The organism is Vibrio limimangrovi (assembly GCF_054064025.1).
Genome location: NZ_JBSUGF010000008.1, coordinates 261,125 through 284,452, shown reverse-complemented (window position 1 = coordinate 284,452; position 23,328 = coordinate 261,125). Strand labels below are relative to the sequence as shown.

Annotated in this window: 30 protein-coding genes; 12 read left to right on the top strand and 18 right to left on the bottom strand. The window is 43.1% G+C overall.

All coding sequences use genetic code 11. The features are described 5' to 3' along the window. The 8 genes from ACWYU8_RS12040 to ACWYU8_RS12005 all read right to left on the bottom strand — a co-directional run bounded on the left by ACWYU8_RS12040 (position 1) and on the right by ACWYU8_RS12005 (position 5,793). Positions 1-1,119: a hypothetical protein gene (locus ACWYU8_RS12040; protein WP_457519803.1), complete on the bottom strand. Its 1,119-nt coding sequence runs from the start codon at positions 1,117-1,119 to the stop codon at positions 1-3. Further along, positions 1,119-2,117 carry a hypothetical protein gene (locus ACWYU8_RS12035; RefSeq protein ID WP_457519802.1) on the bottom strand — a complete coding sequence of 333 codons (999 nt, stop codon included), beginning with the start codon at positions 2,115-2,117 and terminating at the stop codon, positions 1,119-1,121. Before ACWYU8_RS12035 ends, ACWYU8_RS12040 begins: the two co-directional genes overlap by 1 nt. A gap of 555 nt (positions 2,118-2,672) precedes the next feature. Further along, on the bottom strand, positions 2,673-3,254 hold the full coding sequence (locus ACWYU8_RS12030; RefSeq protein WP_457519801.1) for a hypothetical protein: 582 nt from the start codon (positions 3,252-3,254) through the stop codon (positions 2,673-2,675). After that, complete coding sequence (locus ACWYU8_RS12025) at positions 3,255-3,986, bottom strand: ATP-binding protein (protein ID WP_457519800.1); 732 nt, start codon at positions 3,984-3,986, stop codon at positions 3,255-3,257. It abuts the gene before it with no gap. Next, a complete protein-coding gene (locus ACWYU8_RS12020) occupies positions 3,983-4,768 on the bottom strand; it encodes a hypothetical protein (RefSeq protein ID WP_457519799.1) in 786 nt (261 codons plus the stop codon). Before ACWYU8_RS12020 ends, ACWYU8_RS12025 begins: the two co-directional genes overlap by 4 nt. Further along, on the bottom strand, positions 4,761-4,895 hold the full coding sequence (locus tag ACWYU8_RS12015) for a hypothetical protein (protein ID WP_457519798.1): 135 nt from the start codon (positions 4,893-4,895) through the stop codon (positions 4,761-4,763). Before ACWYU8_RS12015 ends, ACWYU8_RS12020 begins: the two co-directional genes overlap by 8 nt. A 69-nt stretch (positions 4,896-4,964) precedes the next feature. Further along, entirely contained in the window at positions 4,965-5,513 is a 549-nt protein-coding gene (locus tag ACWYU8_RS12010) for a hypothetical protein (protein ID WP_457519797.1), read from the bottom strand. A 46-nt stretch (positions 5,514-5,559) separates the two neighbouring features. Continuing rightward, a complete protein-coding gene (locus ACWYU8_RS12005; RefSeq protein ID WP_457519796.1) occupies positions 5,560-5,793 on the bottom strand; it encodes a helix-turn-helix transcriptional regulator in 234 nt (77 codons plus the stop codon). Positions 5,794-5,883: 90 nt separating this feature from the next. Here ACWYU8_RS12005 and ACWYU8_RS12000 point away from each other — a divergent pair, with 90 nt between their 5' ends. The 5 genes from ACWYU8_RS12000 (at position 5,884) to ACWYU8_RS11980 (ending at position 8,162) form a co-directional block, all read left to right on the top strand. Next, positions 5,884-6,552, top strand: a complete 669-nt coding sequence (locus tag ACWYU8_RS12000; protein ID WP_457519795.1) for a LexA family protein — start codon at positions 5,884-5,886, stop codon at positions 6,550-6,552. 231 nt (positions 6,553-6,783) lie between these two features. Continuing rightward, a complete protein-coding gene (locus ACWYU8_RS11995; RefSeq protein WP_273994020.1) occupies positions 6,784-7,056 on the top strand; it encodes a hypothetical protein in 273 nt (90 codons plus the stop codon). 163 nt (positions 7,057-7,219) lie between these two features. Continuing rightward, positions 7,220-7,462 carry a hypothetical protein gene (locus ACWYU8_RS11990; protein WP_262687150.1) on the top strand — a complete coding sequence of 81 codons (243 nt, stop codon included), beginning with the start codon at positions 7,220-7,222 and terminating at the stop codon, positions 7,460-7,462. After that, positions 7,459-7,845 carry a hypothetical protein gene (locus tag ACWYU8_RS11985; RefSeq protein ID WP_457519794.1) on the top strand — a complete coding sequence of 129 codons (387 nt, stop codon included), beginning with the start codon at positions 7,459-7,461 and terminating at the stop codon, positions 7,843-7,845. The genes ACWYU8_RS11990 and ACWYU8_RS11985 overlap by 4 nt, the downstream gene beginning before the upstream one ends. An 11-nt stretch (positions 7,846-7,856) precedes the next feature. Then, entirely contained in the window at positions 7,857-8,162 is a 306-nt protein-coding gene (locus ACWYU8_RS11980; protein WP_206969868.1) for a helix-turn-helix transcriptional regulator, read from the top strand. A gap of 57 nt (positions 8,163-8,219) precedes the next feature. On the opposite strand, the gene ACWYU8_RS11975 is transcribed toward ACWYU8_RS11980, so the two are convergent. The 7 genes from ACWYU8_RS11975 to ACWYU8_RS11945 form a co-directional block, all read right to left on the bottom strand. Next, positions 8,220-8,612, bottom strand: a complete 393-nt coding sequence (locus tag ACWYU8_RS11975) for a hypothetical protein (RefSeq protein ID WP_457519793.1) — start codon at positions 8,610-8,612, stop codon at positions 8,220-8,222. Between the two features lie 135 nt (positions 8,613-8,747). After that, a complete protein-coding gene (locus tag ACWYU8_RS11970; RefSeq protein WP_065299522.1) occupies positions 8,748-9,227 on the bottom strand; it encodes a hypothetical protein in 480 nt (159 codons plus the stop codon). 160 nt (positions 9,228-9,387) lie between these two features. Next, on the bottom strand, positions 9,388-9,708 hold the full coding sequence (locus ACWYU8_RS11965; RefSeq protein ID WP_457519792.1) for a hypothetical protein: 321 nt from the start codon (positions 9,706-9,708) through the stop codon (positions 9,388-9,390). A gap of 138 nt (positions 9,709-9,846) precedes the next feature. Beyond that, positions 9,847-10,584 (bottom strand): DUF4062 domain-containing protein, encoded by a 738-nt coding sequence (locus tag ACWYU8_RS11960; protein WP_457519791.1) that lies wholly within the window; start codon positions 10,582-10,584, stop codon positions 9,847-9,849. A 151-nt stretch (positions 10,585-10,735) separates the two neighbouring features. Beyond that, positions 10,736-11,368: a DUF2971 domain-containing protein gene (locus tag ACWYU8_RS11955; RefSeq protein ID WP_457519790.1), complete on the bottom strand. Its 633-nt coding sequence runs from the start codon at positions 11,366-11,368 to the stop codon at positions 10,736-10,738. Then, positions 11,365-11,832 (bottom strand): hypothetical protein, encoded by a 468-nt coding sequence (locus ACWYU8_RS11950; RefSeq protein ID WP_457519789.1) that lies wholly within the window; start codon positions 11,830-11,832, stop codon positions 11,365-11,367. The genes ACWYU8_RS11955 and ACWYU8_RS11950 overlap by 4 nt, the downstream gene beginning before the upstream one ends. Positions 11,833-11,973: 141 nt before the next feature. Beyond that, on the bottom strand, positions 11,974-13,170 hold the full coding sequence (locus ACWYU8_RS11945; RefSeq protein ID WP_457519788.1) for a tyrosine-type recombinase/integrase: 1,197 nt from the start codon (positions 13,168-13,170) through the stop codon (positions 11,974-11,976). Between the two features lie 182 nt (positions 13,171-13,352). Here ACWYU8_RS11945 and sbcB point away from each other — a divergent pair, with 182 nt between their 5' ends. The 5 genes from sbcB (at position 13,353) to purT (ending at position 18,415) form a co-directional block, all read left to right on the top strand. Then, on the top strand, positions 13,353-14,774 hold the full coding sequence (gene sbcB / locus ACWYU8_RS11940) for an exodeoxyribonuclease I (RefSeq protein ID WP_457519787.1): 1,422 nt from the start codon (positions 13,353-13,355) through the stop codon (positions 14,772-14,774). A 60-nt stretch (positions 14,775-14,834) separates the two neighbouring features. Further along, positions 14,835-15,209, top strand: coding sequence for a CidA/LrgA family protein (locus ACWYU8_RS11935; RefSeq protein ID WP_457519786.1), 375 nt, complete (start codon positions 14,835-14,837; stop codon positions 15,207-15,209). A 1-nt stretch (position 15,210) separates the two neighbouring features. Then, positions 15,211-15,888 (top strand): CidB/LrgB family autolysis modulator, encoded by a 678-nt coding sequence (locus tag ACWYU8_RS11930; RefSeq protein WP_457519785.1) that lies wholly within the window; start codon positions 15,211-15,213, stop codon positions 15,886-15,888. 316 nt (positions 15,889-16,204) lie between these two features. Continuing rightward, entirely contained in the window at positions 16,205-17,092 is an 888-nt protein-coding gene (gene cdd, locus ACWYU8_RS11925) for a cytidine deaminase (protein ID WP_457519784.1), read from the top strand. A gap of 147 nt (positions 17,093-17,239) precedes the next feature. Further along, positions 17,240-18,415, top strand: coding sequence for a formate-dependent phosphoribosylglycinamide formyltransferase (gene purT / locus ACWYU8_RS11920; protein WP_457519783.1), 1,176 nt, complete (start codon positions 17,240-17,242; stop codon positions 18,413-18,415). A gap of 116 nt (positions 18,416-18,531) precedes the next feature. Here the strand turns inward: purT and ACWYU8_RS11915 are convergent, their stop codons facing one another. Then, positions 18,532-19,182 (bottom strand): thiopurine S-methyltransferase, encoded by a 651-nt coding sequence (locus ACWYU8_RS11915; protein ID WP_457519782.1) that lies wholly within the window; start codon positions 19,180-19,182, stop codon positions 18,532-18,534. Between the two features lie 316 nt (positions 19,183-19,498). Here ACWYU8_RS11915 and ACWYU8_RS11910 point away from each other — a divergent pair, with 316 nt between their 5' ends. Beyond that, positions 19,499-20,269 carry a RelA/SpoT domain-containing protein gene (locus ACWYU8_RS11910; RefSeq protein ID WP_457519781.1) on the top strand — a complete coding sequence of 257 codons (771 nt, stop codon included), beginning with the start codon at positions 19,499-19,501 and terminating at the stop codon, positions 20,267-20,269. Positions 20,270-20,387: 118 nt separating this feature from the next. On the opposite strand, the gene ihfA is transcribed toward ACWYU8_RS11910, so the two are convergent. Then, positions 20,388-20,684 carry an integration host factor subunit alpha gene (gene ihfA / locus ACWYU8_RS11905; protein WP_005462650.1) on the bottom strand — a complete coding sequence of 99 codons (297 nt, stop codon included), beginning with the start codon at positions 20,682-20,684 and terminating at the stop codon, positions 20,388-20,390. Positions 20,685-21,216: 532 nt separating this feature from the next. Here ihfA and ACWYU8_RS11900 point away from each other — a divergent pair. Continuing rightward, positions 21,217-22,095 carry an AEC family transporter gene (locus ACWYU8_RS11900; protein ID WP_457519780.1) on the top strand — a complete coding sequence of 293 codons (879 nt, stop codon included), beginning with the start codon at positions 21,217-21,219 and terminating at the stop codon, positions 22,093-22,095. A 13-nt stretch (positions 22,096-22,108) separates the two neighbouring features. Here the strand turns inward: ACWYU8_RS11900 and ACWYU8_RS11895 are convergent, their stop codons facing one another. After that, positions 22,109-23,107 carry a LacI family DNA-binding transcriptional regulator gene (locus tag ACWYU8_RS11895; protein WP_457519779.1) on the bottom strand — a complete coding sequence of 333 codons (999 nt, stop codon included), beginning with the start codon at positions 23,105-23,107 and terminating at the stop codon, positions 22,109-22,111. Between the last annotated feature and the right edge of the window lie 221 nt (positions 23,108-23,328).

Genomic DNA, 23,328 nt, shown 5'->3' with positions numbered 1-23,328 from the left:
TTATCCCTCACTAATTAGTTTCGTGTAGATTTTCACTGCAGTGTCGTACAAGTGCTTAGAAAGTTTATCAACTTCATTCTTGTCTGGCTTAGCAGTCGTAGAATTAAGTTGTGCTTTACTTTGGTTATAACGTTGAACAGTTTTAATACTGAAACTAAAACCTTTAAAACTCTCTCTATCATCAAACTTAGCTTCTACGGTGAAACAGTCAGATTGATCCGCAGTAGACGCTAGCGTCTCAGCTTCACCAGATTCATCTGATGATTTGATAGTGACGACTTCTCTCAATTTCCATGAAATACGATAGATATTGTAGTTGGTTTTCGCAAGACCTTGATATACAGCAGACTCCAAGAGATTTTTTCCAGACAAGGCTGCATTACGCAATTCGCCTGTTACATCGCTTTCATCTTCATCCATGCCAGAAGAGTGAGCCACACTAACTTTCTCGACGTCGAATACTTCATAGCCCGGCAAAGCTAATAGAGAAGTAAAAAATTTATTTCGGTTTGCTGGAGTAGTATGTTCCAGCTCAATATCTACAGGAGCGACAGGTTTAGGTAGTTGGCTATTGAGCTGTTTAACCAAGAGAGTCTTAACTTTTTTTCCCATCTCAGTGGAAGGAAAATCAATCCCAGTGCCATTTTCATCAGAAAAATCAACAACAATTTTAGCTTTCTTTGGCGTTTTTTGACGCATTGGGGCTTTCGAATAGTCAATGTCAACATAGCTAAATTCTATTGTCGCTTTCTTACCCGAGATTGTGTGTGTTGCTTCAATTTCTTCTTCTGCCAACGCTTTACGCAAATCATCCGCAGCTTTAGTAATCTTTGTAGCAGTAAACTTCGTCGGAAGCTCCGTTTTTGCTTGGCTATCACGCTTATCATGATGTTCAAGTAGCGAAGACAGGTACACATAGTCGAAGTAATCAAACCTCATCGTTTGGATAGCGTCAACAAGGTCATCCTTCGAGCTGTTACGATCAACAAAAATGCCCTTATCTTGTAGGAACTTAATAAGGTGATCTGCTTTAACCTTTTGAGCGACCAAGCCATCACGAATATTTTTATCATTCATGAAGTACAGACGATTACCGTTTTTTAAATGCTCTCTGCTCATTAGTCCATTAACCCCACTTCTACTTCAGAAAATTGTGGGATAACTTTAGCAATGGTTTCCCCGGCTAGTCTTTTTTGCAACTCTTCTATACGTTCATCATCATACCCTAGGTTTCTAAAGTACTCTCCGACAGCTTCACGTAGTTTCAAAACAGCATGCTTACTTTTTTTCACCAACTTAATACGTACCGAACCCTTATCATTAAGTATTTGATAATAGGAAAGGGCGTCTAAAAGGTATACAAACTCATCTACTTCATTACCTTCTTGCATATAGTACACAACGTACCCTGCATCAGTTTTCGCAGTAGCTGCATGTTTAATGATGATCCAAGAAGAAAACAAAACCTCTAACGTGGCTGGCTCAGAATATTCTTGGCTAAAATGATTTTTGTTCAGCATCTCACTTGGGTGAAAAAAGCAGAACTGTTCAGGGAAGGGAAGCTCTTGTTTAGCAATCATCACTCGGATATCTGAAGCAACACTGTTCAGCTCAACTATCTTATATGGACTCATGACGTAAACTTGTCCATAACCGTCTAGGTGATTCACATATTCTTTGTCACCATCAGGTTCGTTGATGTCATTGATGATTTCGGTAAACGAGCCATTATAAGTACCGCAGTGATTGTACACAAACAGCATACCTTTGACAGTATGAGAAGCCTCTGGAGTAAACAAATCCTTCCAGTTCTGATTGTACTGAGCACAATTTGTTGCGTAGGTAAGAGAATGCATTGCCTTTCGAATTTGCGTCTTCGTAATCGAGCCTTTCGCATAACTTTTTAGATCTGTGTTCACATACTTCATTTCATTATCGTAAGGATCACGATAGTAAAAAACACAATCAGAAGGGTGATCTGCCTTTCCACCGTGATCTTCTGGAGTCACACATTCCCAGCTATGGTCCTGAACGATTTTTCGCTTCCATTTGAATACTTCAAACATTTCGTCTGATACACATGAAGCCATTTTTGCGATATTAGCCGTCTCGCTCATAAACACGTCCTAACTTGAACTTAACGTTGATTTTCCACCTTTGACGTGCTTGATAAACAGAAAAGTCATCCCGCAGGTGGCTTTGGATTAAACATATAGTATTTACCCCCTATCTATTAATATGGAGCCAGTTGTCCTATTACTCAATTTAGTAAGTTTTACTTCCGTCAAAGTAGATACAGTACTGTTACCTACTCGCTGGAGCACTATGGTGACCAGAAGTTCCTACTGTTATCGGATAACTAAAGGGGTTACATCACATCCTAGCATGACATACCCCAACCTATTAATTTTAATCTAGAAACCATTGAGTTCACGGCTCTGATTTTTTGCAAAGTGTTACCACACTCACACTAACGAATACCACTTTTTAAGGACTCTGCTTACGAAAAAGGTTAACCATATCAGGAATTATTCAGTGCGAACATTTCCAAACCAGACGGTAATATTCAGCACGTCAACTTTCACAGCACCATATTTATGGTATCACCTGCTACACCAAGGCCTGTGTTATCCCCGTAAAATAAAATTTAGAAGTTCGACAGGCCTCCCCAACTAAGCCACCCTCTCCTTCTCAATTCTCTCCATCAACGCCAACATCGCAGCATTACGTTTTGCGGCTAGCCAATCTGCTAGGCCATCGAGAACTGGGTGGTATTGGCGTTTGAATACCGAGAAAGTGCAAACGAAGCGGCCGGAGCACATGGCGGCGAAGCGGCTTTCTAGATCCCACGCTACACGGCCATCGTTACAATGCATGCATTTACGGTAGTGGCGGTTTGGGGCTCGGTACTTACCGCTTCCACCGCAGCAAGAACAAACACGGCCTTGTGGAGTGATCGCTTCTTCCACAGCTGCGCGAACAATGGCAGCAAATGCGGCTTCGCTTTTTTGGCCGCGCCAGTCATCGGTCAGAGTATACAATTCCGCAAGAACCGCTTTCTCAAGTGCTCTTCGAGATTGTGCGTTGTCCAGTAACTCCACAAACAAAACTAAAAAACCAACTGGAGATTCCTTCCAGGTTATCCCCACCATCCCGAGTTGGTCTTCAAGAGAAAATAAGCCCCTGCCGCCCTTTTGCGGTTCGTAATTTATGCCTTTCAAATCGAATTTAGCCAATAACGTTTCTGGTCGCATTTACGCTACCTCCTTGCTGTTCCTCACCTGCTTGCGAAAACTCTCCCACGTGAAGCTCACCCACTCGCAGCTCTCCAACAAACGCTCCATCACTCGTGCCCCAAGAACCTGAGTCAGGTCATCAGATTTCAGATTGGTCAGAATGCCGGTTGCCTTCTCGTTGGTGTAACGTGAGTCGATGATGGTGTTAATCATGATCGCCTCGTGGTCATTCATGCGCTGCACCCCAACCTCATCGAGCACCAACAGATCCACCTGAGACAGATACTTCAGAAACTGAGCTTCCGTCACATTCGATTGGCGGTTGTACTTATCTCGGATTTTCATCATCAGCTCAGCCACCGTAATCACCAACACCGTATGATTGCGAGTCATCAGCGAATTCGCCATCGCACAAGCTAGGTGATTTTTTCCCGTCCCAGTAGAACCGGAGAAGATAAAATTCTTCGAGCCACCCTCTAAGAACTCCGACACCCAACGGCGAGAAACACTGAACGCCTGACGCTGGCCTTGGCTGTCTGTCACGTAGTTTGCGAATCGACACTTTTGGTGTTTCTTGCCAACACCGCTGCGGCCAAGCAAATCCTGAACCTTGCTCTGCTGGTAGTTTTGAAATGCAACTTGGCTTTGCTTCTCGACTTCCTGCTGAGCGATTTGCTCCATCTGCTCAGCCGTGTACGGCACAACGTTCGCAGGCATCGCTTGCTGTAATTTTTGGTAAAAGCTGCTCATTGGTCACCTCCATCTTGGCGGTCTTTGAACCACTGAGGTGGTCCGTAATCATCAGGGTTGGTTTGGTCAGAAAACTGCTCCACCGGAATTAACTTTGAGTTTGGCGAGGACGATTTGAGGCTAAACAAACCCTGCCACTCGTTGTCGATGGATTGCGTAATGATTTGGCGCTGCATGCTCACCACGTTCTGGGAGAGCTTGAGCAAGTCGAGCATTTTGGTTCGCTCGCCCCGCTCAGTTTTGAAAGGCTTTTTGATTCGCTTACGGAATGCCAGGTACTCAGCCCAAGCATCGCGATCGAGCATGGCTGGAATGTGCTCCTCAGAAACCAAGCTACCCGTGATGGGAGACTTTTTGTTTACTTTTTCTGTAGTAGTCTCTGGTAATCTCTGTGTAGTCTCTGTTTTAGTTTGGCTGATTTGTGCAGCACTGCTTGGCACATTTGTACGTTCTAGTTTGGCGCATTCCGCCAAACCAGTTTGCTCCATTTGTGCAATCAAGTTTGGCTCATTAATGCGGTAGAAAACTCGACAAGGCACACCTTGTTTTTTCTCTTCCAGAATACCCAACTGACGCAGTTTTTTACGCGCGGTATCAAGCTCTCTTCGAGTCATGCCCGTTTCGTCTTGCCACTCTTCCTGAGTTTTATAAAACCACCCAGAAGCGTTCGTTCTTCGGCTCCAGTAAATACTCTGGCTAAGCATTAATGCGCCCGTGATACCAATCCCCATCTTCACGAACGATCTATGAAAAGCGATGGGTCTATCCAGATACTCAATCACGACTCGTCCCCGCTTTCATTGATTCAAAGATTTCCATCGCTTTAGTCCGTGATACGACGAAACGACACACACCGTTATTGGCCACCCAAATCAGGCAGCCGTGATAGTTCTGTAAGCTAAGGCTCATTGCACAAAGTTCTCCGTGTTTTCGGATAAAGGCGCGTACTGTGTGGTGGTCAGCCACTACGCGTTTAAATCAGGCGGCTTTCTTGGCCATCAACGATTCAAGGTATTCCAGAAGCGGCGCGTGAGATGCCTTCGCCTCCTGCACTTCTCGGTACGCATTGCGCAGCTGGCCGATGGTCGCGTTCTCACCCAAAGAGATCACCGCACAAAACGCTTCTGAAGTTTCTTTGTTGTGGTTGTGCAGCAATAAATCGCGGTTAAGGTTGGCATCACTGGCACCAATGCAAGTGACAGAGAACCCAAGCGGGTTGAGAAATTGGTTAAGCATGTCGCTCGCGCGTTTTGCGGGCATCGCCTTAAGTACCGCGGGTAACAAATCCATCATTGTGGCTTTGGCTTCTACACTGGTGCGCTCGACATAGCGGAAAAAGTTCTGCGCGTTGTTCTTGTCATCCGCACCTGGCACTTTGAGCAGAGCTTTACGCTGAGCATCGACTTCATGTTCAAGATCGAGTTTGTGATACAAGCTAGCGACACGGTGAGCAATGCACTCTTTGCTCAGCTCCGTTCGCCAACTTTCTATCGCGTTACGCATAACGCTTTTAAAACTGTTGTTCATGGTTTTCCTTACTGGTTGTTTGTACAGAATGTTGTTGATCAGCCTTTTAAGAACGGGGTTTGCTATTTTTTGAATCTAAGGGATTTGGAAATACGTCTGTGAACTGGCACTTAATACCCAAAGCAGAAAATGCATTCACGATTTTCCATCCCATACTGATATTTATGGCTCGAATCCCTGATTCGTAGTTACCTATGGTCGATGGCGTTACTCCCACCATCTGACTTAACTTCGATTGGCTGATTTTGGCTTGATTGCGAAATAATGAAATATTGTTCATTGCTAGCCCTCCGCCAAAGAGAATACACAAAACGTGTTTAACAGTAAACACAAATCGTGTGCTTACACCACACACAGAGCGTGTTAATTTATGGATATGAGTAAAAAGCAAGAAGTGGGGTCGCGCTTAAAGCGATTCCGAGAAGCCCAAGGCATAAGCCAAAAGACCCTAGCTGAGAAATGCGGCTGGGGTGCGTCTCGTATTGGCAATTATGAAGCTGGAGTAAGAAGTATCAATTTAGATGATGCTGAAATTATTGCCTCGGTATTAAAAATCAAACCATATGAAATCCTATTCGATTCCTCAGAAATCGACTCAATTCCAAATGTACATGAAATAGATATTCAACCTAGGCTTCAAAGCTCATTCCCTCTTTTAAGTTCTGTACAGGCAGGTCAATGGACAGAAGCTTGTGAGGCATACGCCTTAGATGAAATAGACGAATGGTATGAAGCAACAGTTAAAACATCGAAGCGAAGCTTTTGGTTAAAAGTTCAAGGTGACTCGATGACCAGTTTGTCTGGGGTCAGCGTCCCTGAAGGAACTCTTGTACTGGTCGATACAGAGAAAGAACATTGCAATGGTTCTTTGGTTGTAGCGAAGTTAACAGACGTTAATGAAGCAACGTTTAAAAAGTTTGTAACTGATGGTGGTCAGGACTATTTAAAGCCATTAAATGAAAACTATAAAATGATTCCTATCAACGGTAACTGCAAAATCATCGGTGTCGTAGTAGAAGCAAGACTAAGACTCGTATAGAAAAGACAAACAGCTTTTTTTCATAAAACCGCCTAACTTTAGGCGGTTTTTTTATATTTGGCGCAAACCAAACACAAAACGTGTTGACATAATAAACACGTTTTGTGTATTTTATTCCTATCGAGGCAATCTAGTAAACACAATTAGTGTTCAAAATCTAGTATGCCTGACCAGACGCAACTTACCGATCTGACCAATCGGTTTCCGAGAACTTTGTGCAATGAGAGCTTAATGATGAAAGCAATGACGTTAGAACAAACTCACCAACTGCTAAACAACCTGCAATTACTGAATGTGTGCAGCCATCAGTTTGAAGAGTTCACAGCAGAGCTAAGTAAGGATGATCCGCTTCGTATCGCTGCGACTTCCATCTTTGAAGGAGCCGAAGACTTTAAAGGGCTGGAGATTCACGTAAACGAAGAAGACTTTGAAAAGGCGCAAGAGCTATTCAGCCAGCTGGTTAGCCTGCAAGCCGCAGTGGAAGCGAGAACGCTACCCCACTAGAAAGAGAAAACCCCTATCGGTGACCAAACCAACAGGGGCGTTCTTTGTGCAATGAGACTTAGATAACCAAACCTCGCAATCAGTATATCTCTGGCTGACCACCAATATCAAGGGCTTAGGCTGATTGCGGGTATTCACCCACAAGCAATAGGAACTTTGTGTAATGAGTACTTTAACTTACCGAAACAGCCAAGAAGCATTTATCGCCAAACATATGACCACAGCTCTCGAGAACGATGGACATGAAGAACTCGACATCAAACGCGCCGTTGAGCGCGGAATCAATCACTATCGTAATACTGCAGGTTTTGCCAAAGGTAAGGTGTTCGATGAATGCCTAGCCAGAGCTAAACAGATGCTCTCACCTAGCAAACCAAAGCGAACTAGAAAGAGCAAAACAAAATGACACCTGAAGAGCGTAAACGTAAGCAAAACGCAAAGCGCGCTCAAAGATGTAGAGATAAGCGCAAAGCCAACAACAACCATGATTTGCGCATATCTCTAAACCCTCAGGAACAGGCGAAGCTAGAGAAAATCTGTCAGTTCTTCGCCTACCCTGCTGAACCCTATACACAGGAAGAAGCACTACAGTCACTGATCCACCGTGTTTATAGCGAAATTCCAGTGATTCAAACGCAACTGGGGAAATGCAGTAAGTGCGGAGAACAGCTCCCAGAAGGGTGCGCCAAGCTAAGCGATGGCGGTTTATTTAAAGGTGACGCGACTTGCTGGCACACCGCTAATCGAGTTCGTATTTATCAGCCAACGGCTACAGTTAACGAAAATTAGGAATTTGTGTAATGAACTATTCAGACTTCAATCAATCACCGATGAACTTCACCTACTCTGCTCCTGCTTTCGTCCGTGAGTCAGCGAAACAAACAGAAAAACCTGCCTATGACGCAGAGCGTTACCCTGAGTCGTCCAACAAGATCATGTGTCATCAAGAGGTATTGGACTTCTTCAATAAGAAGCGAACCACCATCATCGCCTGGCGCAAGAACCGCAACTTCCCAGAGCCAATTAGCAAATCACCGCTGCGTTGGATACGCGCAGCGGTGATGGAATGGGTAGAGCATGAAGGTGGGTTTAAGGCTGGGGTTTAGAGGGTTTTGCCCTAAATTACCTCATCGTTGGGAATGAGTCTTGAGCAATTTATGTTCTTATTTGCCAATTCTATTATTGGGCAATTCATTTTTAAGCCTAAAAATTAAAAACTCCTCTAAAGCACTCGCTTCAAAAAAAGTTTCATCTGGTACAGCCCAAGCAACGAAATGAGTCGCTTGGTCGCTCCACTTACTCTTTTTAGAACTATATATATGGTCCACAATACGATGCCATATGGCCTTCTTCTGTGCCGAGGACTTACCTATATAAATAATTTTCTCGCCACAGAATATTGCATAGACCCCTTTTTTTGCAGCGTCTACTGGACAGATTGGGTCTGTAACATTTAAGTCAAACTCTGGCACAAACGTCAGAGGTTGCATCTCTGGGTGTCTAAAACGAGCCTGATACTCATCAACTAACTTAATTAAATCATCTAGTATTGCCATGCTAAATCCAATATGTGTAACCGCGTTAATTGGTGAGCAACGCTGCCGCGTAAGCAATTGCGGTTTAAATACAAACCCAACTTTGAACTAAAAATGCCAAGCATTGGGAGTCACTTTTATATATCAATATGAGAGCTATTTTAAGTCACTCTTATCGACCTTCAATACAGCTTGGTATGTGTCATTTAGATACTCACGCATGCCCTTTAGGATCTTACCTGTCCAACCATCAGATGTTACGTCACCACTAAAACCAATATCTTTTGAACCCTCGGCAATAACAGCAACCTTGGTATTGTTATCTTCTTCTATAAAGTAAACGCCTGCCATGACATTCCAATCATGCATTGTCATGCCATGCTCACCGATAACCAGACCTTTTGAGAAGTCAGCTTGACGAAGGGAAAAGCCAGCATTTCCTAAACCAACTTTTGCTGCATCATAAACCTGTTCTTTTGTATAACCTCTAAAGGTTTCAACATGCTTGTATTGAGACCAGCCTGTTTTTCCTTCTACTCCATAAAAATCAACTTCACTCGCACTTTTAGGCATCATACCCACCGTGGCACAAGCTTGAAGTAAAACGGTAACCGATAGGACTAATAGTTTATTCATTGTTCACTCACACATTAAAAATAATAATTTGGACGTTATAGCTTCTAAAGAAATATTCGGGCGTTAAGGGAATTAGCAACGTAATACTAAAGTCTCCGCAGACTACCTAAAATACAAAACTGCGACCGCCAAGCGAAGGGAATAACTCTTCAAGGCTTTGTTATTTGTGTTTCTTGTTACGTTTATTAGCTTTGAGTCCCCATGACTGCCAGTGCTTCCCACCTGTTGCTTGAGCGCTATGCCCACGGGTTAGTTTAAGATTCAACGAAGTATTGATAGCCCATGCCAAATACTCTTTGGTACCGTCATTTTTTACAGATGACATTATCTGTTCAAACTTACGCTTTGACTCATGAGCCTTTTTAATTGCGTGTTCTTCAGGAGATTCATACTCGCTGATCGTACTTTCTCGCCAAATTGCCATCATATTGTGCTTTCTAATAGCTTGCCGTAGGGGGTCTAAGTCTATCTTTTTTCTCATTTTAACCTCCGCAAACACTGACACATCACGCCACGTTAAAGTAGTCAGAAGCACCATTACCGAACCTAAACACTACAGAGTAACAAATCCCGCCTCTGAACTGAGAACACCAAATGCTAAGAATCTGCCTTAAACGCTTTATTTTGATTGCTTTTTATTCAAAATATCATAAAGCCCCTGCACTTGTGCATCTGTGTTAGTTTGTTGTGGATTGTTTAATCCCAAGTTCAGTAATTCACTAAAAGGATTGGCCGGTGTGCTAGAAGTAAGTGGTTCTGGCTTCGCTTTTAATGCCAACAACTCAGATTCAAGCTGACTAATCCTTGTTTGTAACTCTGAATTTTTCAAACATAGTGCTTTAACGCCGGCACGATATGTACTAATTAGAGATTCATCTAGTTGGTCGGCAAGTTCATACGGATTTGTATAGAATGATGGGTTATGTCTTTGTGTGACGGTTTTTTTAAATTTCTCAAACTGAAGTCTTTTATGCTTATACAAAGGGTCAGACTTTTCATCATGAGATTTAGGGTCTGTGCTATCTACATTCTTAAAATAAGCAATCACGGGTTTCCCCATTTTCAATGCGTTTGTATACTCCCACCAAGTGATGCTTTGAGATTCATTACCAGTCATAGTTTTTAAGATTGACCCGAACCTGTCACCGATAAGCAGAATAACAAAGTCACTTTCTTTAATACCGTTGAGTATTTCTTTTTTTGATGACTGATTTGAAGCAGGTCGTATATCTAATGCATTAACATTCAATCCTCTATTTTTCAAAACATCCGCTATCGCAGCTCTATCCTCGTATAAATCAACAAATGTTGAACTGATAAACGCAGATGGGTGTGATGTATGAATATTTATTTTCATAATTAAAATCTCCTTCTGACTACACTGTACACATGTAGACGTACTCAAGGTGTGGACAACGCCACCAACTGATCTAATAGAATGCTCAGTAAACACTAAAACTAATTCAAACCAAGAAGCCACGTGTTGGTAATAACTCTTAGATGCCTTATTATGCTCTTGGTCTGTCAGCGACTTCTTGCCAAATCTGGTTATCTATTAAAGACGATCTTTGAACATTGAGGTTTGAATAACCACTAATTGAGTGAATTACTTCCTTCACCGACTTGAAGATTTCCTCTGGAACCCAAGGACTCAAAGTGACTCCAACTATACTTCGTCGACTTATATTAAGGTGAACAAATTGAAGTGATTCTTGTCTTGACTCGTAAATAGCACGAAATTCTTGCTCGTCTGAAAAAGCTAAACGTTTGATGAACGGTAACTCATTGGTTTCTGGTGGTCTATCTTTAAGTTCGCTAATAGGCAGATAGTACACCTCATCTACTTTAGCCGTTCTATATCTAGCAATATCATCCATTAGCCTTTGCTTATTAAATACTATCCTAACACCACTAATACCATCAGCGAATACTTTCCAATGATGGTATGTCTCAGCTTTAGTAGTAAAACACAATGCAAGAAGGCTCTTAAGCCGTTTCTTTTTTCTATAAAGCTCCATGTAATAAGAATCATTTTTGTCATCCCAAGAACTAGGGTCTAAAAATGTCAACTGTAGATGAAACAGTATATCTAATGCTACTGGCAATGTTGTATATCTGTATAGCCGGTTAGTATTATTCATCTTCTATTCCTTGAGCTCCTTGTTAAATACCGTCCCTCTATATGAGTAATCAACAACATTAAAAACCTAAACAGTGACTTAATCTTAAGTGAGTAGTTTTTGCTGTCACTTGAGTTTACAAGCTTTGTCAATGTACCTATTTTTAAGTACGCATTTTTCACCAGATATTCGGTGTCTTTGCCGACGTACTTTTTGAACTCAGCAAAACCGCCAATTGTTTTGGTTGTTACCTTCTTATTGGAGATGGAATTAATAGAAAAGCCACTTTGCATCGATTTTTCAAAAACCGAACGTTCTAGGCCGTTCACTATATTGACTTGACCAAGACCGTTTTTTAAAGCATCGGCAAGAAAAGATAAGTTACTCTGAAGCTCAAATACCAAAGCCTGCTTATTGGCACTTTTCGTTTGCCATCTAGCTCTTTCTTTATCAAAAATATCGTATAGTTCTTTCCAAATACTCATTAGCTTCCTTTAGGCCTTTAACGCTTATTAAACGGCTAAGAGCCACCTTTTCGACATTATCATGCCGCCTTTCATTGTTAGATTCAAAAGTTAAACAGCTAGTTATTGATCTATGCTACCAATTGGTCAGCAACAAGCATACTAATTTACAACTACTTTTTCATATTCCAGCTCTTTTTGCACTTGGGCAAACAACGCTTCTCCAAACTTTTCATATGCTTCTTTTTGGTCTGATAGCCAGTCATGCTTGTTGTATATCGCCATTACGCCAACCAGCTCATGCCCGAGCATTTTTTCGGTCACATGTGGCATTGTGCCAAGTTCGGAACAAGTGGTAGAAATACTGCGTCTGAAATCGTGGGTTCGCCAGTGAGGTAGGTTCAGGTTATCGCGTAACCTTCTTATGTAGCGGTTTGCTGCGGATATGCTGATGGGCTTATGGAGGGATGCGCCAGGGAAAAGGTATTCATCATAGATGTTCATTAACCTTTCCAGCATCGGCTTGATGTGTTTAGGGATGGGTCTGCGAATGGTGTTACCCATTTTGCTGAGTTCTGGCGGTACCGTCCAAATGTCGTTGACCATATCGAAGTGTTCACGCTTGGCCAAGCGAAGTTCAGATAATCGGTTACCCCATAACATTGTTATTAAATGCAGATTCTTGGTCGTTGTTCCTGCTTTGCTGCGCTCAATCGCAATCCACACTTTGGCGAGTTCAGGAAGTGATAACACGCGGTCACCGGCTTTGGCCGACTCACCGACATCTTGCTGCCTGATTTTTTCAAAGTGCGTTCCATCGATAAGGAACTTGGATTTACAGAAGTTAAGACAAGCGCGCATTTTGGAAAACGCGGAGTTTGCCGTCTTTGGGTTTTTCTTGGCGATGTCGTCGAACCAACGCATCCATTCTCGTGCTGAGATCTTTTCTACATCGACATCAGGGAAGGCATTGTAAAAGTAGTTGCTCGCTACCGAACGGTAGAGTGTCTGCGTCCCCTCTTTTTGAGTCGAGACTTTGTGCTCAAACCAGTAATCCAAACAATCTTTTAGGGTGAGAAAGTCGGTTTCACCCGTCATGGCTATCTCGGGGTTTCTGCCCTCTTCTTTCAGCTCAAGCATCCTTTTATGGATTTGCCTTGCATTCTTGAGGGTGGTTATCGGATACTTGCCAATACGGATGCGTTTGTTTTTACCATTAAACCTGCAGCGGTATTGGAAAGTGATGTTTGCTTTGGGCGATATCTTCGCTACTAAACCTTCACCGTCATTCAGTTCTGCCGGGCCGCTATATTCGCTTAGCTTTGTAATAGCTTTTAGCTGCTTGTCTGTAATACTCAAGTTATCTACCTTAAAAATTAGGACGCAGCACTTACAAAATTTGGACACATATTTGGACGCAAGTGCAAATGTAAAACGCGTTAAAACTACAAAAACCTAATGAAAAGATAGCATAACAAACAACGCTAATCGACTGATTAACAAGGATAGTTTTGAAGAACAACGAACAAAAAAAGAATCCTATGAATAACTCAGAACAGCCGACATTCTTCTTCTTTGACTACGAGACCTGGGGTACAAACCCCGCAAAAGATCGTCCGAGTCAGTTCGCTGGTGTTCGCACAGATGAAAACTTCAATATCATCGGCGAACCTTTAGTGATGTATTGCCAGCCACCTGCTGATTATCTCCCTTCTCCTGAAGCTGCTTTGATTACGGGCATTACCCCTCAAAAAGCCGTTCAGGAAGGTCTGTCTGAGCCTGAGTTCATCGCTAAAATTCATGCGGAGTTGTCCAAACCGAACACCACGAGTTTGGGTTACAACAGTATTCGTTTTGATGATGAAGTGACGCGTTATACGTGTTACCGAAATTTCATTGATCCTTATGCCTGGAGTTGGCAGAACGGTAACTCACGTTGGGACTTACTTGATGTCATGCGTGCTTGCCATGCACTCCGTCCGGAGGGTATCGAGTGGCCAGAAAACGAAGACGGATTTACGAGCTTTAAGCTAGAGAACTTGTCTGTTGCCAATGGTATCGAACACAGCAACGCGCATGATGCAATGGCTGACGTTATCGCGACGATCGAGATGGCGAAAAAAGTCAAAGCCGCGCAGCCTAAGCTGTTTGAGTACTTCTTCTCGATGCGTCAAAAACGTAAGCTGAATGAGTTGGTTGATATCGTCAATATGACGCCTCTGATGCATGTATCAGGCATGTTAGGGCGTGAGTGCCAATACACAAGCTGGATTGTACCAGTTGCCTGGCACCCAACGAATAACAACGCGGTAATCACGATTGATTTAGCGAAAGATCCGCAGCCAATTCTTGAGTTATCAGCCGAAGAGCTTCATGAAAGGTTGTACACCAAACGTGAAGATCTCGGAGATTTATTGCCAGTACCAGTCAAACTCGTGCACCTGAACAAGTGCCCTATTCTGGCTCCGGCTAAAACACTGACCGCAGAAAACGCCGAATCTATTGGCATAGACCGTCAGCAGTGTTTGAACAATCTTGCACTGCTTCGCCAGCATCCAGAGATTCGTGAAAAACTGATCAGCCTGTTTTCTGTAGAGCGCACGTTTGAAAAGAATGATGATGTAGATACCCAGCTTTATGATGGATTCTTCTCGCCTGCGGATCGCGCAGCAATGGATATCATTCGTGAAACCGACCCGAATAACCTGGCAGCTCTGAATATTGAGTTCGATGATAAACGCATTAAGCCACTGCTTTTCCGTTACCGTGCACGAAATTTCCCAGGTACTCTTGATGAACAAGAACAAAGACGCTGGGCACTGCACTGCCGCGAAGTGTTTGAAAGCCAGATTGAAGAGTACATGATGAATTTGGAGAACTTAGTTCATGAACATGAAAGTGACGAAAAGAAAATCGCGCTATTAAAATCCGTTTACCGTTACGTTGAGAGCCTAGCCTCTTAATTTTATTACTTAATCCAAGGGCACCATCAGGTGCACTTGTCGTTTCAATATGCTATCAAAATGATAAAAGATCGATTCTTACAACTGGTTCAATTGCTTATTTCCCTCTTTCTCATCATGGGATCGCTTGGTATTGGGGTTACTATCCAAAAGTTCACTGACGTTGCCGTCCCGGGCAGTGTTATTGGCATGATCATCTTGTTTTTTAGTATGGTGCTTGGCATCGTTAAAGTGGAATGGGTCAAACCTGGGGCGACTCTGTTTATTCGCTACATGATTTTGTTATTTGTCCCAGTCAGTGTTGGCCTCATGCAGCATTTCGACCTCTTATTCGCTAACGCCTGGTCAATTCTTGCTAGCGCGGTAGGTGGTACCCTGATTGTTCTGGTCAGTCTTGCGTTGCTGTTAGATTACTTGCTTAAGGAGAAACACTAATATGTGGATTTTACTCACTATTGTCGTTTTCCTGATCGCCCGGAAAATTGCGGTCAAGGCAAATAATCCCCTTGTAAACCCGCTACTTATCAGCATTGCGGTCATTATCCCATTGTTAACCTATTTGGACGTGCCGTTTGACACTTACTACGCCGACAACCAGATATTCAGTTTCTTACTGCAACCAGCGGTTGTCGCGCTTGCTTATCCACTTTACGAGCAGCTGCCACAAATTAAGGCCAACTGGCGTATCATTACACTCGCTTGTGTTGTGGGTAGTGTGATGTCAATGCTGACGACAACCTTAATCGCCGTAGCATTTCATACTGAGATTAGTTTGATCGCCAGCTTGGTGGGTAAATCCGTGACAACCCCTATCGCAATGGAAATCTCCAGCCACCTCGGTGGTGAAGCCGCTGTTGCTGCGATCTTAGTTCTTCTCGTGGGTTTGCTGGGTGCCATCGTCGCCTACCCGATCTATAACCTGATTGGCATTAAGCATCCTATCGCCCGAGGCCTTACCATGGGTACCGTGTCACACGCACTCGGTACGGCAGCCTGTGTAGAGAAACAACCGGCCGACGCGGCATTTTCATCTCTGGCGTTGGTTCTCTGCGGTATTATCACTTCTGTTCTGGCACCAAGCTTTTTCGCTCTGGCTGTCTGGCTATATCAATAATTAGTATCAGCGACCTGCCTGTCCCTACGGCAGGTCGCCCCCTTCATTTCCCATTCTTTTCCTCTACAGTTCAAAACCGTAAAACCAAAGCTAATAAGAAAGCGTTTTCATTCCCCCATTTCTTGGGTATATGTGCATGAGTTGATATAGTTATGAGACGAAATTTACACTCAGCAGCTGCGCAATCGAATACATGTGTGACATCACTCTAATTATGTAACAAGCACAATTATTGCATAATTAAACGTGATATAAATCACTGAACATTTCTCTCCTTTGCTTAGAATAATTGTCCATGCATTAACAAGGATTCAACATGAAAAGTCGCATTGAACAAGCGCTATCAAACGCTCCTGAAGCACTTTCAAACCAACTTGCTCCTATCGTCCTTGCCGACGATTTTGATGCCACTCTTTCAGTTCAGCAGTTCGAGCAGTTACTTTCCGCTACTGGCTTATCAGATAAAGAGCTACGTGTTGCTCTGCTTCCTTTTGCCGCAGCCTATTCTTACGCTCCGATTTCTGAATTCTATGTTGGCGCGATTGTTCGCGGTCTCTCAGGTCGCCTTTACTTTGGTGCAAACATGGAGTTCCTTGGTGTTCAGTTAGGACAAACCGTTCACGCAGAGCAATCTGCAATCAGCCATGCCTGGATGAAAGGCGAACGTGGTCTAAAAAACATTACAATTAACTTCAGCCCTTGCGGTCACTGCCGTCAGTTTATGAATGAGCTGTCTACCGCGAAAGAGTTAAAGGTACAGCTACCAGAGCGTGAAGAAAAATCGCTACACGAATACCTTCCTGAAGCGTTTGGCCCTGCAGATTTGGGGATCACATCTGGTTTAATGGCAGACGTGAAGCATCAGTTTGGATGTGATGATGACGATGTATTGATTCAAAAAGCCGTTGATGCAATGAACATGAGTCATGCCCCATACACGAACAACCTAAGCGGCTTAGCATTAGAGCTTGCTGACGGGCGTATTATTCAGGGTGCCTACGCAGAAAATGCCGCATTCAACCCAAGCCTTCCACCTCTGCAAGTGGCGCTGATTCAGGTACTTCTGGCTGGCGAAACGTTCGATAAAATTACAGCAGCGGCTTTGGTAGAAAATTCTGAAGGCAAGATTAGCCACTTAGCCGATACACAATCGACGTTAGAAGCGCTGAATCCGGATATTCCGCTCAGTTTCGTTAACGTGTAACACCGACAATAATGTCGATCGAAGCTCTACAAGATGTAGAGCTTTTTTATTGTGAAAAAGCCGGAAGCAAACGTTTGCTTTGCGAGAAAAATTCAGTATGATCCCCTGAAAATTTTGTCTCATCACTTTATTTTGTAAGGGAACAATATGTTCGGTACCGCAACTAGCGCGAATGCTACCCGTGTATTACTTTTAGGCTCAGGCGAACTTGGTAAAGAAGTAGCAATTGAATGCCAACGACTTGGTTTAGAAGTCATCGCTTGTGACCGTTACGCGAATGCACCAGCGATGCAAGTCGCTCACCGCAGCTACGTGCTTGATATGCTAGATGGCCAAGCTTTAGAAGAGATCATCAACAAAGAACAACCAGCTTACGTGGTACCGGAAATTGAAGCTATCGCGACAGACAAACTGGTTGAGCTTGAAGAGAAGGGCCTGAATGTAGTTCCAACTGCAAAGGCGACTAAACTCACCATGAACCGCGAAGGCATTCGCCGTTTAGCCGCAGAAGAGCTTGATCTTGCCACTTCTCCTTACAAATTTGCAGATAGCTATGACGATTTCAAAGCGGCAGTAGAATTCGTCGGTATCCCATGTGTCGTTAAACCAGTAATGAGTTCATCTGGTAAAGGCCAGAGCGTTATCAAAACAGAAGACGACATCGAAAAAGCGTGGAATTATGCACAGGAAGGCGGTCGTACTGGCGCAGGCCGTGTGATCGTGGAAGGCTTCATCGATTTCGACTACGAGATCACGCTACTGACAGTACGTGCGGTTGATGGCGTACATTTCTGTGCTCCAATCGGTCACCGCCAAGAAGATGGCGACTACCGTGAATCTTGGCAACCACAAGAAATGTCTGAGAACGCGATAAAAGCGGCTGAGTTCACTGCTGAGAAAGTGGTTAATGCTCTGGGTGGTTACGGCATTTTCGGTGTGGAGCTATTTGTGAAAGGCGATAAAGTTATCTTTAACGAAGTGTCTCCTCGCCCACACGATACCGGCATGGTAACCATGATTTCACAGGAAATGTCTGAGTTCGCGCTTCATGTCCGCGCGTTTACAGGTATGCCAATTAACAAAATCGTTCAATACGGACCTTCTGCATCAGCAGTCATACTGGGACAAGGCACTTCAACGAATATTCGTTTCGATAACCTGTCTGAAGTATTAGCACAGCCACAGACGCAAGTTCGTCTATTTGGCAAACCTGAAATCGACGGCCGTCGTCGTTTGGGTGTCGTACTTACTCGTCGTAAGACTATAGAAAAGTCTGTCCAGGATGCTGTAGAAAGCGCATCAAAAGTAAATATCATTTACTAAATGCCCCATTTAGGCGTCTAAAATAACAAAAAGCGCAGCGACTATTCGTACTTTACTAAATAGTCAGCTGCGCTTTTTTGTATCTCTGGGCAAGTAACGGCCTACAACATTAAAAGTTACAGCGCTTCGATTAAATACACTTCTTCAGAAAAACGACTCAGCCCCTGCTTTGCAATTTTCGGGTGATCTTCATCGGCTTCATCAACGTTCAGACAAGTGACTTTGTAACCAGAGAATAGTTGTTCTATCTCATTTACCGGTACACTAAATGGAGGGCCAGCCATCTCTTCCTGAACGTAGTTTAGTGTCACAAGCAGAATACGACCTCCCGGATTAAGAAGCTGTTTTAAACGAGTTGCGTACTCTTCTCTCATATCTTGCGGGAGTGCAACTAATGCAGCGCGATCATAAACGATATCGGCTTGAGAAATAGGAGCACTAAAAAAGTCCCCGGTATAAATTGAGAGCTCATCAAACTGGTACAGCTCATGCCTGCCATTTAATTGCGTTACCGTTGGGGTATAAAAATGCTCAGCGAAGAAAGCACGCACCGCAATTTGGCTTAACTCGACGCCAGTAACCTCGTCATGTTTGGTTGCCAACCATACTAGATCTTCAGATTTACCACAGAGCGGAACCAACACGGTATCTTCGCGTTTTGGATTCGTAAGATGCCAGTGCTGAGGCAATAATGGATTTACATCTTCCAGGTGAAATCCAATTTTGTTGCTGGCCCACTTGCTGTGCCAAAATTCTGGGTCTCTCATTTTACTTTCTACTTGTCAGCTGATTTTCATTTTGTGCGATAAGACTAATGATTTTTTCGAATTTGTCTATGCTGTTCATCTTTAGTTAATCCTCAAATGCTAGGATGCAATCATGATAAACCAAACGATACTGACGCTTAATTAACAGAACAATGAAAATATAAATGGTGATCTAACGCATAATTCCACTGCAAACGTGAGAGTTAACCTTGGAATGTTTCAAAAGATCCCCCATTTATAAATAACAACCTGATTTGCAAACTTAGCGACTTCTATGTCCCCCATTTTCTAAGTGCAAGCAAGTTAAGGAGAGTGAATGAGCTTATTTTTACGTACAGCAGCATTGATGCTTTTGGTACTAAGCCGTGCACCTGCATTCGCCGCTATTCCTGCGCCAAGTAACGAACAAAACCGGACGACCAGTCAAAATGAGGTATGTCCAAAGTTATTCAAACATAGCCTAAGTGGCTTGTATGGTATTCAACCACTAGACACATACCCAACTCAGCCATACTCTGATTTTGATATTCTTTACAGCAAAGCACATCAAGCTCAATTCGAACTTGAGACCATCTGTAAAAGTACGGCCCTTCTCAACGACGCCCAACCTTACTTTGCCGGCGTAAAATCCAAACAACGAGCAGAGGAAAAGATCGCTCACGAACTTGATGGTCAGGTGGAACGAATTACTGACCTCGCACGTGCGACAATAGTGGCAGAAGATGTGGCCAGTTTAGTTTCAATCTACGAAACACTAGAACGTGAAACGACGATTGTTAAAGTCAAAAACCGATTTAAAAAACCGGGGCCATCGGGTTACCGAGATTTAAACTTACTGGTTCGTTTACCGAAAACAAACCTAATTGCAGAAGTACAAATCCATTTGAAAGCCATTGCGGATGTGAAAAACGGTCCGGAACACGACTTATATGAGAAAATTCAGAAACTTGAACGACAAGCGACAATGGAAAAACGTAGCCTGACTGAATTTGAAATGGCATCAGTGAGAACCATGCGCAGTCAAGCGAAGAACTTGTACCAACAAGCATGGCAGCCTTACTTAACCACGCATTTAGAAGCTGCTTAGCAAAACATCTTCTCTGAAAATAATAAACCACCGCATTGCGGTGGTTTTCTTTTGTATGCCGACACTATATGCACACACAACAAATGACCACGATCAGGCCGTGATCGATTTGATTGCTTTACTGTTCTTTCTTAAGATTTTCTACGCGAGCTTTCAACTTCTGGCCCGGGCGGAAGGTAACGACACGTCGAGCAGTAATTGGAATATCTTCACCGGTTTTCGGGTTACGACCAGGTCGTTCGTTCTTGTCACGAAGATCAAAATTTCCAAAACCTGACAGTTTTACCTGTTCGCCACTTTCCAGTGCCTTACGAATTTCTTCAAAGAACACTTCCACCGTTTCCTTGGCGTCCCGTTTACTAAATCCCAATTTATCAAACAGGTTTTCTGCCAATTCGGCTTTTGTGAGCGCCATAAAACTTTCCTCAAAGCTATGTTTAACAATGCTACCTAGTGTAGCGCCAGAGCAGTTTTACCCTACCAATTCAACAACATATCGGGGTTACATCAGGAAGTGTATGACAAGCTTATGATTTTCGCCAACTTTTTTCTTTACGATTAAATGGATTACAGCTGTATAAATTATTGTTAAATACCGATATTTTAGCGCTTTTTATTTAGAGAAATCTTAAATACAAATAACAAGCAGTTAAATTGACCATAATCTTACCTATATTTAGTTAATTTCCCTATTTGATAAATATATCACGCATAGACTAATTTACAATTTTCTGACATAAAAGTTGTCGATATTTCAGTAATTTGTACGTAGCTAGGCACCAAACCTACTTGTCCCAACCTTTCTCCAGCTACCGCCAGTTCTTCGTTTTAAAGCTTGATTCACCCCAAGATTCTCGCTGTTTTTCGATGACTCAGCATACAAAGGTTGATAGTTTGAACTCAGGTTCATTTAGTAACTCATTTTTAACGTCTATTTAAGAGCGGTCATGATAAATCAAGTCATTAATATTCTTTTTCCTGTATTTGCTCTTGTTGGCGTAGGTTACTTGGTTGGTCGTCATATCAAACCCGACTTCCGCCCAATCAATCGAATCAACATTGATGTATTTACCCCTGCGTTGGTATTTTCTTCGCTTGTCAGCATGCCGCTTGATGCGGATCAGGGGCCTCTTCTTTTCGCCGCCGTTATCGCTGTTTTAGCCCCGGGTTTACTTATGATACCTATCTGTAAAGTGACTGGGTTAACCTTTAAAGCGTGGGCACCCCCACATATGTTCCGTAACAGTGGTAACTTAGCTATTCCTCTGTTTACTTACACATTCGGAGATGTTGCGCTTTCTTCAGCGGTTTTGCTGTTTGTTGTATCAGCTTGTTTGCATGTCAGTTTGGGAGTAATGCTACTGAGCAACGGTAATCCACTGAAGCAAATCATCAAAATGCCAATATTTTTTTCGGCCTCTCTCGCATTATGTCTGAACTTATCTGGAATCGGGGCGTGGACTCCCCTATATGAAGCAACCGCCTTGTTAGGCCAAGCGGCTGTACCTGTCATGTTACTTTCTCTTGGTGCACAGATGTGTAACTTACGCTTGGATGGCCTAAGAATTGGTGTGATCTGTACAGTACAATCACTGGTAACGGGAGCAGTCGCGTTTGCGTTAATCTACTGGTTCATTCCACTGCCTACCATGCAGTTACAAATGATGGTACTTTTCACCATGTTACCGCCTGCCGTTATGAATTATTTATTCGCAGAGCGGCTGAATATAGAACCAATGAAAGTTGCTTCGATGGTGTTATTTGGCAATTTTTTCAGCATCTTAACCCTACCGCTTTTGCTCACTTACACTTTGTCTCTTTCGTAATGAGGCAAGAGATTCACTTACGATAATGTAACTTTGCGGGAAGAGTCAGATGTTCCGCTTGACGTTCTGACGAATCAACTAACGCTGCGACTTGCTCAAATAAGGCTTGCGCAATAAGTTCACAGTCTTGCTCGATTGAATCAATTTTTATCGGCAAACAGTCCAACATTGCTGAATTATCGAATGTGGCTATTTTTATATTTTCATCCAGCAACCGATGTTCAGTCAGATAGCGCAGCGCGCCTTCCAGAATGGAATAAGAAGCAACAAATATTCTTGTCGGCAGACGCCCAATATCTTGGTGAATCTCCTGCAACATTGCATAACCAGATTCAGGCTGATAATCCTTATGTCTGACCAAAGCCAAATCCAGCGTTATGCCAGTTGCATTCAACGCCGCCTGATAGCCCGAGAATCTGTCTTTACTTGGTGAAAGATTTAATTGCCCGCCTAAATACGCACATTCTTCTGCTTGCTGGCAAAGTTTTTCTACCACCTGTTGTGTCGCACTGTAGGCATCAGTTTTGATCGTGGTTAACGAGGTAGACTCAAAAATACGGTCAAACAGTATTACCGGGGTCTGTTGAGTGACTTCAAGATAAAACGTATCTTCAGTCATCGCTGTCGCGACCATCAACAGATCAACTTGCCTCTCCAGCAGACTCTGAACTGCGGCTTTCTCCAGCTCAGGATTATCTTCCGAAGAAGCGATTAAAAGCTGGTAGCCATGGCTACGGGCCCGCTTCTCCAGTAATTTAGCTGTCGTAGCAAATCCCATATTGGCTAGATCAGGTATCACGAGACCTAAGGTATAAGTACGACTTGCCTTAAGTGCACGAGCGTAGAGGCTTGGTGCGTAATTGTGCTCATCGACCACGGCTTGAACTCGTTTCACCGTTTCTTCATTAATACGATGCTTCTTCGCATGGCCATTAAGGACAAAGCTGACGGTGGACTTAGATACTCCAGCGAGTTCTGCAATATCCGCCAACTTCAGTTTTTTCTTCTTCAAATTAATTTGTTCCGATCATAGCTTAACTACGTTGCGAGCCATGATATCTGGGTACATAGTGAAAACCATCCCTTTTGCTACCATGATTGCGACTTAGTTACCATGATCGCAACTTATCCTCTCCATAGCTTGGTTTAGATCACAATCATTGCCTATTTTCACTCTACTAAATGAATTTCAATTGATTAGCTAAATCGTTTTAGCTAAAAATACTCTCAGTG

What these genes read in the sequence shown, in the direction of transcription:
- ACWYU8_RS12040 (WP_457519803.1), bottom strand. Translation starts at nt 1,119, where the DNA reads ATGAGCAGAGAGCATTTAAAAAACGGTAATCGTCTGTACTTCATGAAT.
- ACWYU8_RS12035 (WP_457519802.1), bottom strand. Translation starts at nt 2,117, where the DNA reads ATGAGCGAGACGGCTAATATCGCAAAAATGGCTTCATGTGTATCAGAC.
- ACWYU8_RS12030 (WP_457519801.1), bottom strand. Translation starts at nt 3,254, where the DNA reads ATGCGACCAGAAACGTTATTGGCTAAATTCGATTTGAAAGGCATAAAT.
- ACWYU8_RS12025 (WP_457519800.1), bottom strand. Translation starts at nt 3,986, where the DNA reads ATGAGCAGCTTTTACCAAAAATTACAGCAAGCGATGCCTGCGAACGTT.
- ACWYU8_RS12015 (WP_457519798.1), bottom strand. Translation starts at nt 4,895, where the DNA reads ATGAGCCTTAGCTTACAGAACTATCACGGCTGCCTGATTTGGGTGGCC.
- ACWYU8_RS12010 (WP_457519797.1), bottom strand. Translation starts at nt 5,513, where the DNA reads ATGAACAACAGTTTTAAAAGCGTTATGCGTAACGCGATAGAAAGTTGG.
- ACWYU8_RS12005 (WP_457519796.1), bottom strand. Translation starts at nt 5,793, where the DNA reads ATGAACAATATTTCATTATTTCGCAATCAAGCCAAAATCAGCCAATCG.
- ACWYU8_RS12000 (WP_457519795.1), top strand. Translation starts at nt 5,884, where the DNA reads ATGGATATGAGTAAAAAGCAAGAAGTGGGGTCGCGCTTAAAGCGATTC.
- ACWYU8_RS11995 (WP_273994020.1), top strand. Translation starts at nt 6,784, where the DNA reads ATGATGAAAGCAATGACGTTAGAACAAACTCACCAACTGCTAAACAAC.
- ACWYU8_RS11990 (WP_262687150.1), top strand. Translation starts at nt 7,220, where the DNA reads ATGAGTACTTTAACTTACCGAAACAGCCAAGAAGCATTTATCGCCAAA.
- ACWYU8_RS11985 (WP_457519794.1), top strand. Translation starts at nt 7,459, where the DNA reads ATGACACCTGAAGAGCGTAAACGTAAGCAAAACGCAAAGCGCGCTCAA.
- ACWYU8_RS11980 (WP_206969868.1), top strand. Translation starts at nt 7,857, where the DNA reads ATGAACTATTCAGACTTCAATCAATCACCGATGAACTTCACCTACTCT.
- ACWYU8_RS11975 (WP_457519793.1), bottom strand. Translation starts at nt 8,612, where the DNA reads ATGGCAATACTAGATGATTTAATTAAGTTAGTTGATGAGTATCAGGCT.
- ACWYU8_RS11970 (WP_065299522.1), bottom strand. Translation starts at nt 9,227, where the DNA reads ATGAATAAACTATTAGTCCTATCGGTTACCGTTTTACTTCAAGCTTGT.
- ACWYU8_RS11965 (WP_457519792.1), bottom strand. Translation starts at nt 9,708, where the DNA reads ATGAGAAAAAAGATAGACTTAGACCCCCTACGGCAAGCTATTAGAAAG.
- ACWYU8_RS11960 (WP_457519791.1), bottom strand. Translation starts at nt 10,584, where the DNA reads ATGAAAATAAATATTCATACATCACACCCATCTGCGTTTATCAGTTCA.
- ACWYU8_RS11955 (WP_457519790.1), bottom strand. Translation starts at nt 11,368, where the DNA reads ATGAATAATACTAACCGGCTATACAGATATACAACATTGCCAGTAGCA.
- ACWYU8_RS11950 (WP_457519789.1), bottom strand. Translation starts at nt 11,832, where the DNA reads ATGAGTATTTGGAAAGAACTATACGATATTTTTGATAAAGAAAGAGCT.
- sbcB (WP_457519787.1), top strand. Translation starts at nt 13,353, where the DNA reads ATGAATAACTCAGAACAGCCGACATTCTTCTTCTTTGACTACGAGACC.
- ACWYU8_RS11935 (WP_457519786.1), top strand. Translation starts at nt 14,835, where the DNA reads ATGATAAAAGATCGATTCTTACAACTGGTTCAATTGCTTATTTCCCTC.
- ACWYU8_RS11930 (WP_457519785.1), top strand. Translation starts at nt 15,211, where the DNA reads ATGTGGATTTTACTCACTATTGTCGTTTTCCTGATCGCCCGGAAAATT.
- cdd (WP_457519784.1), top strand. Translation starts at nt 16,205, where the DNA reads ATGAAAAGTCGCATTGAACAAGCGCTATCAAACGCTCCTGAAGCACTT.
- purT (WP_457519783.1), top strand. Translation starts at nt 17,240, where the DNA reads ATGTTCGGTACCGCAACTAGCGCGAATGCTACCCGTGTATTACTTTTA.
- ACWYU8_RS11915 (WP_457519782.1), bottom strand. Translation starts at nt 19,182, where the DNA reads ATGAGAGACCCAGAATTTTGGCACAGCAAGTGGGCCAGCAACAAAATT.
- ACWYU8_RS11910 (WP_457519781.1), top strand. Translation starts at nt 19,499, where the DNA reads ATGAGCTTATTTTTACGTACAGCAGCATTGATGCTTTTGGTACTAAGC.
- ihfA (WP_005462650.1), bottom strand. Translation starts at nt 20,684, where the DNA reads ATGGCGCTCACAAAAGCCGAATTGGCAGAAAACCTGTTTGATAAATTG.
- ACWYU8_RS11900 (WP_457519780.1), top strand. Translation starts at nt 21,217, where the DNA reads ATGATAAATCAAGTCATTAATATTCTTTTTCCTGTATTTGCTCTTGTT.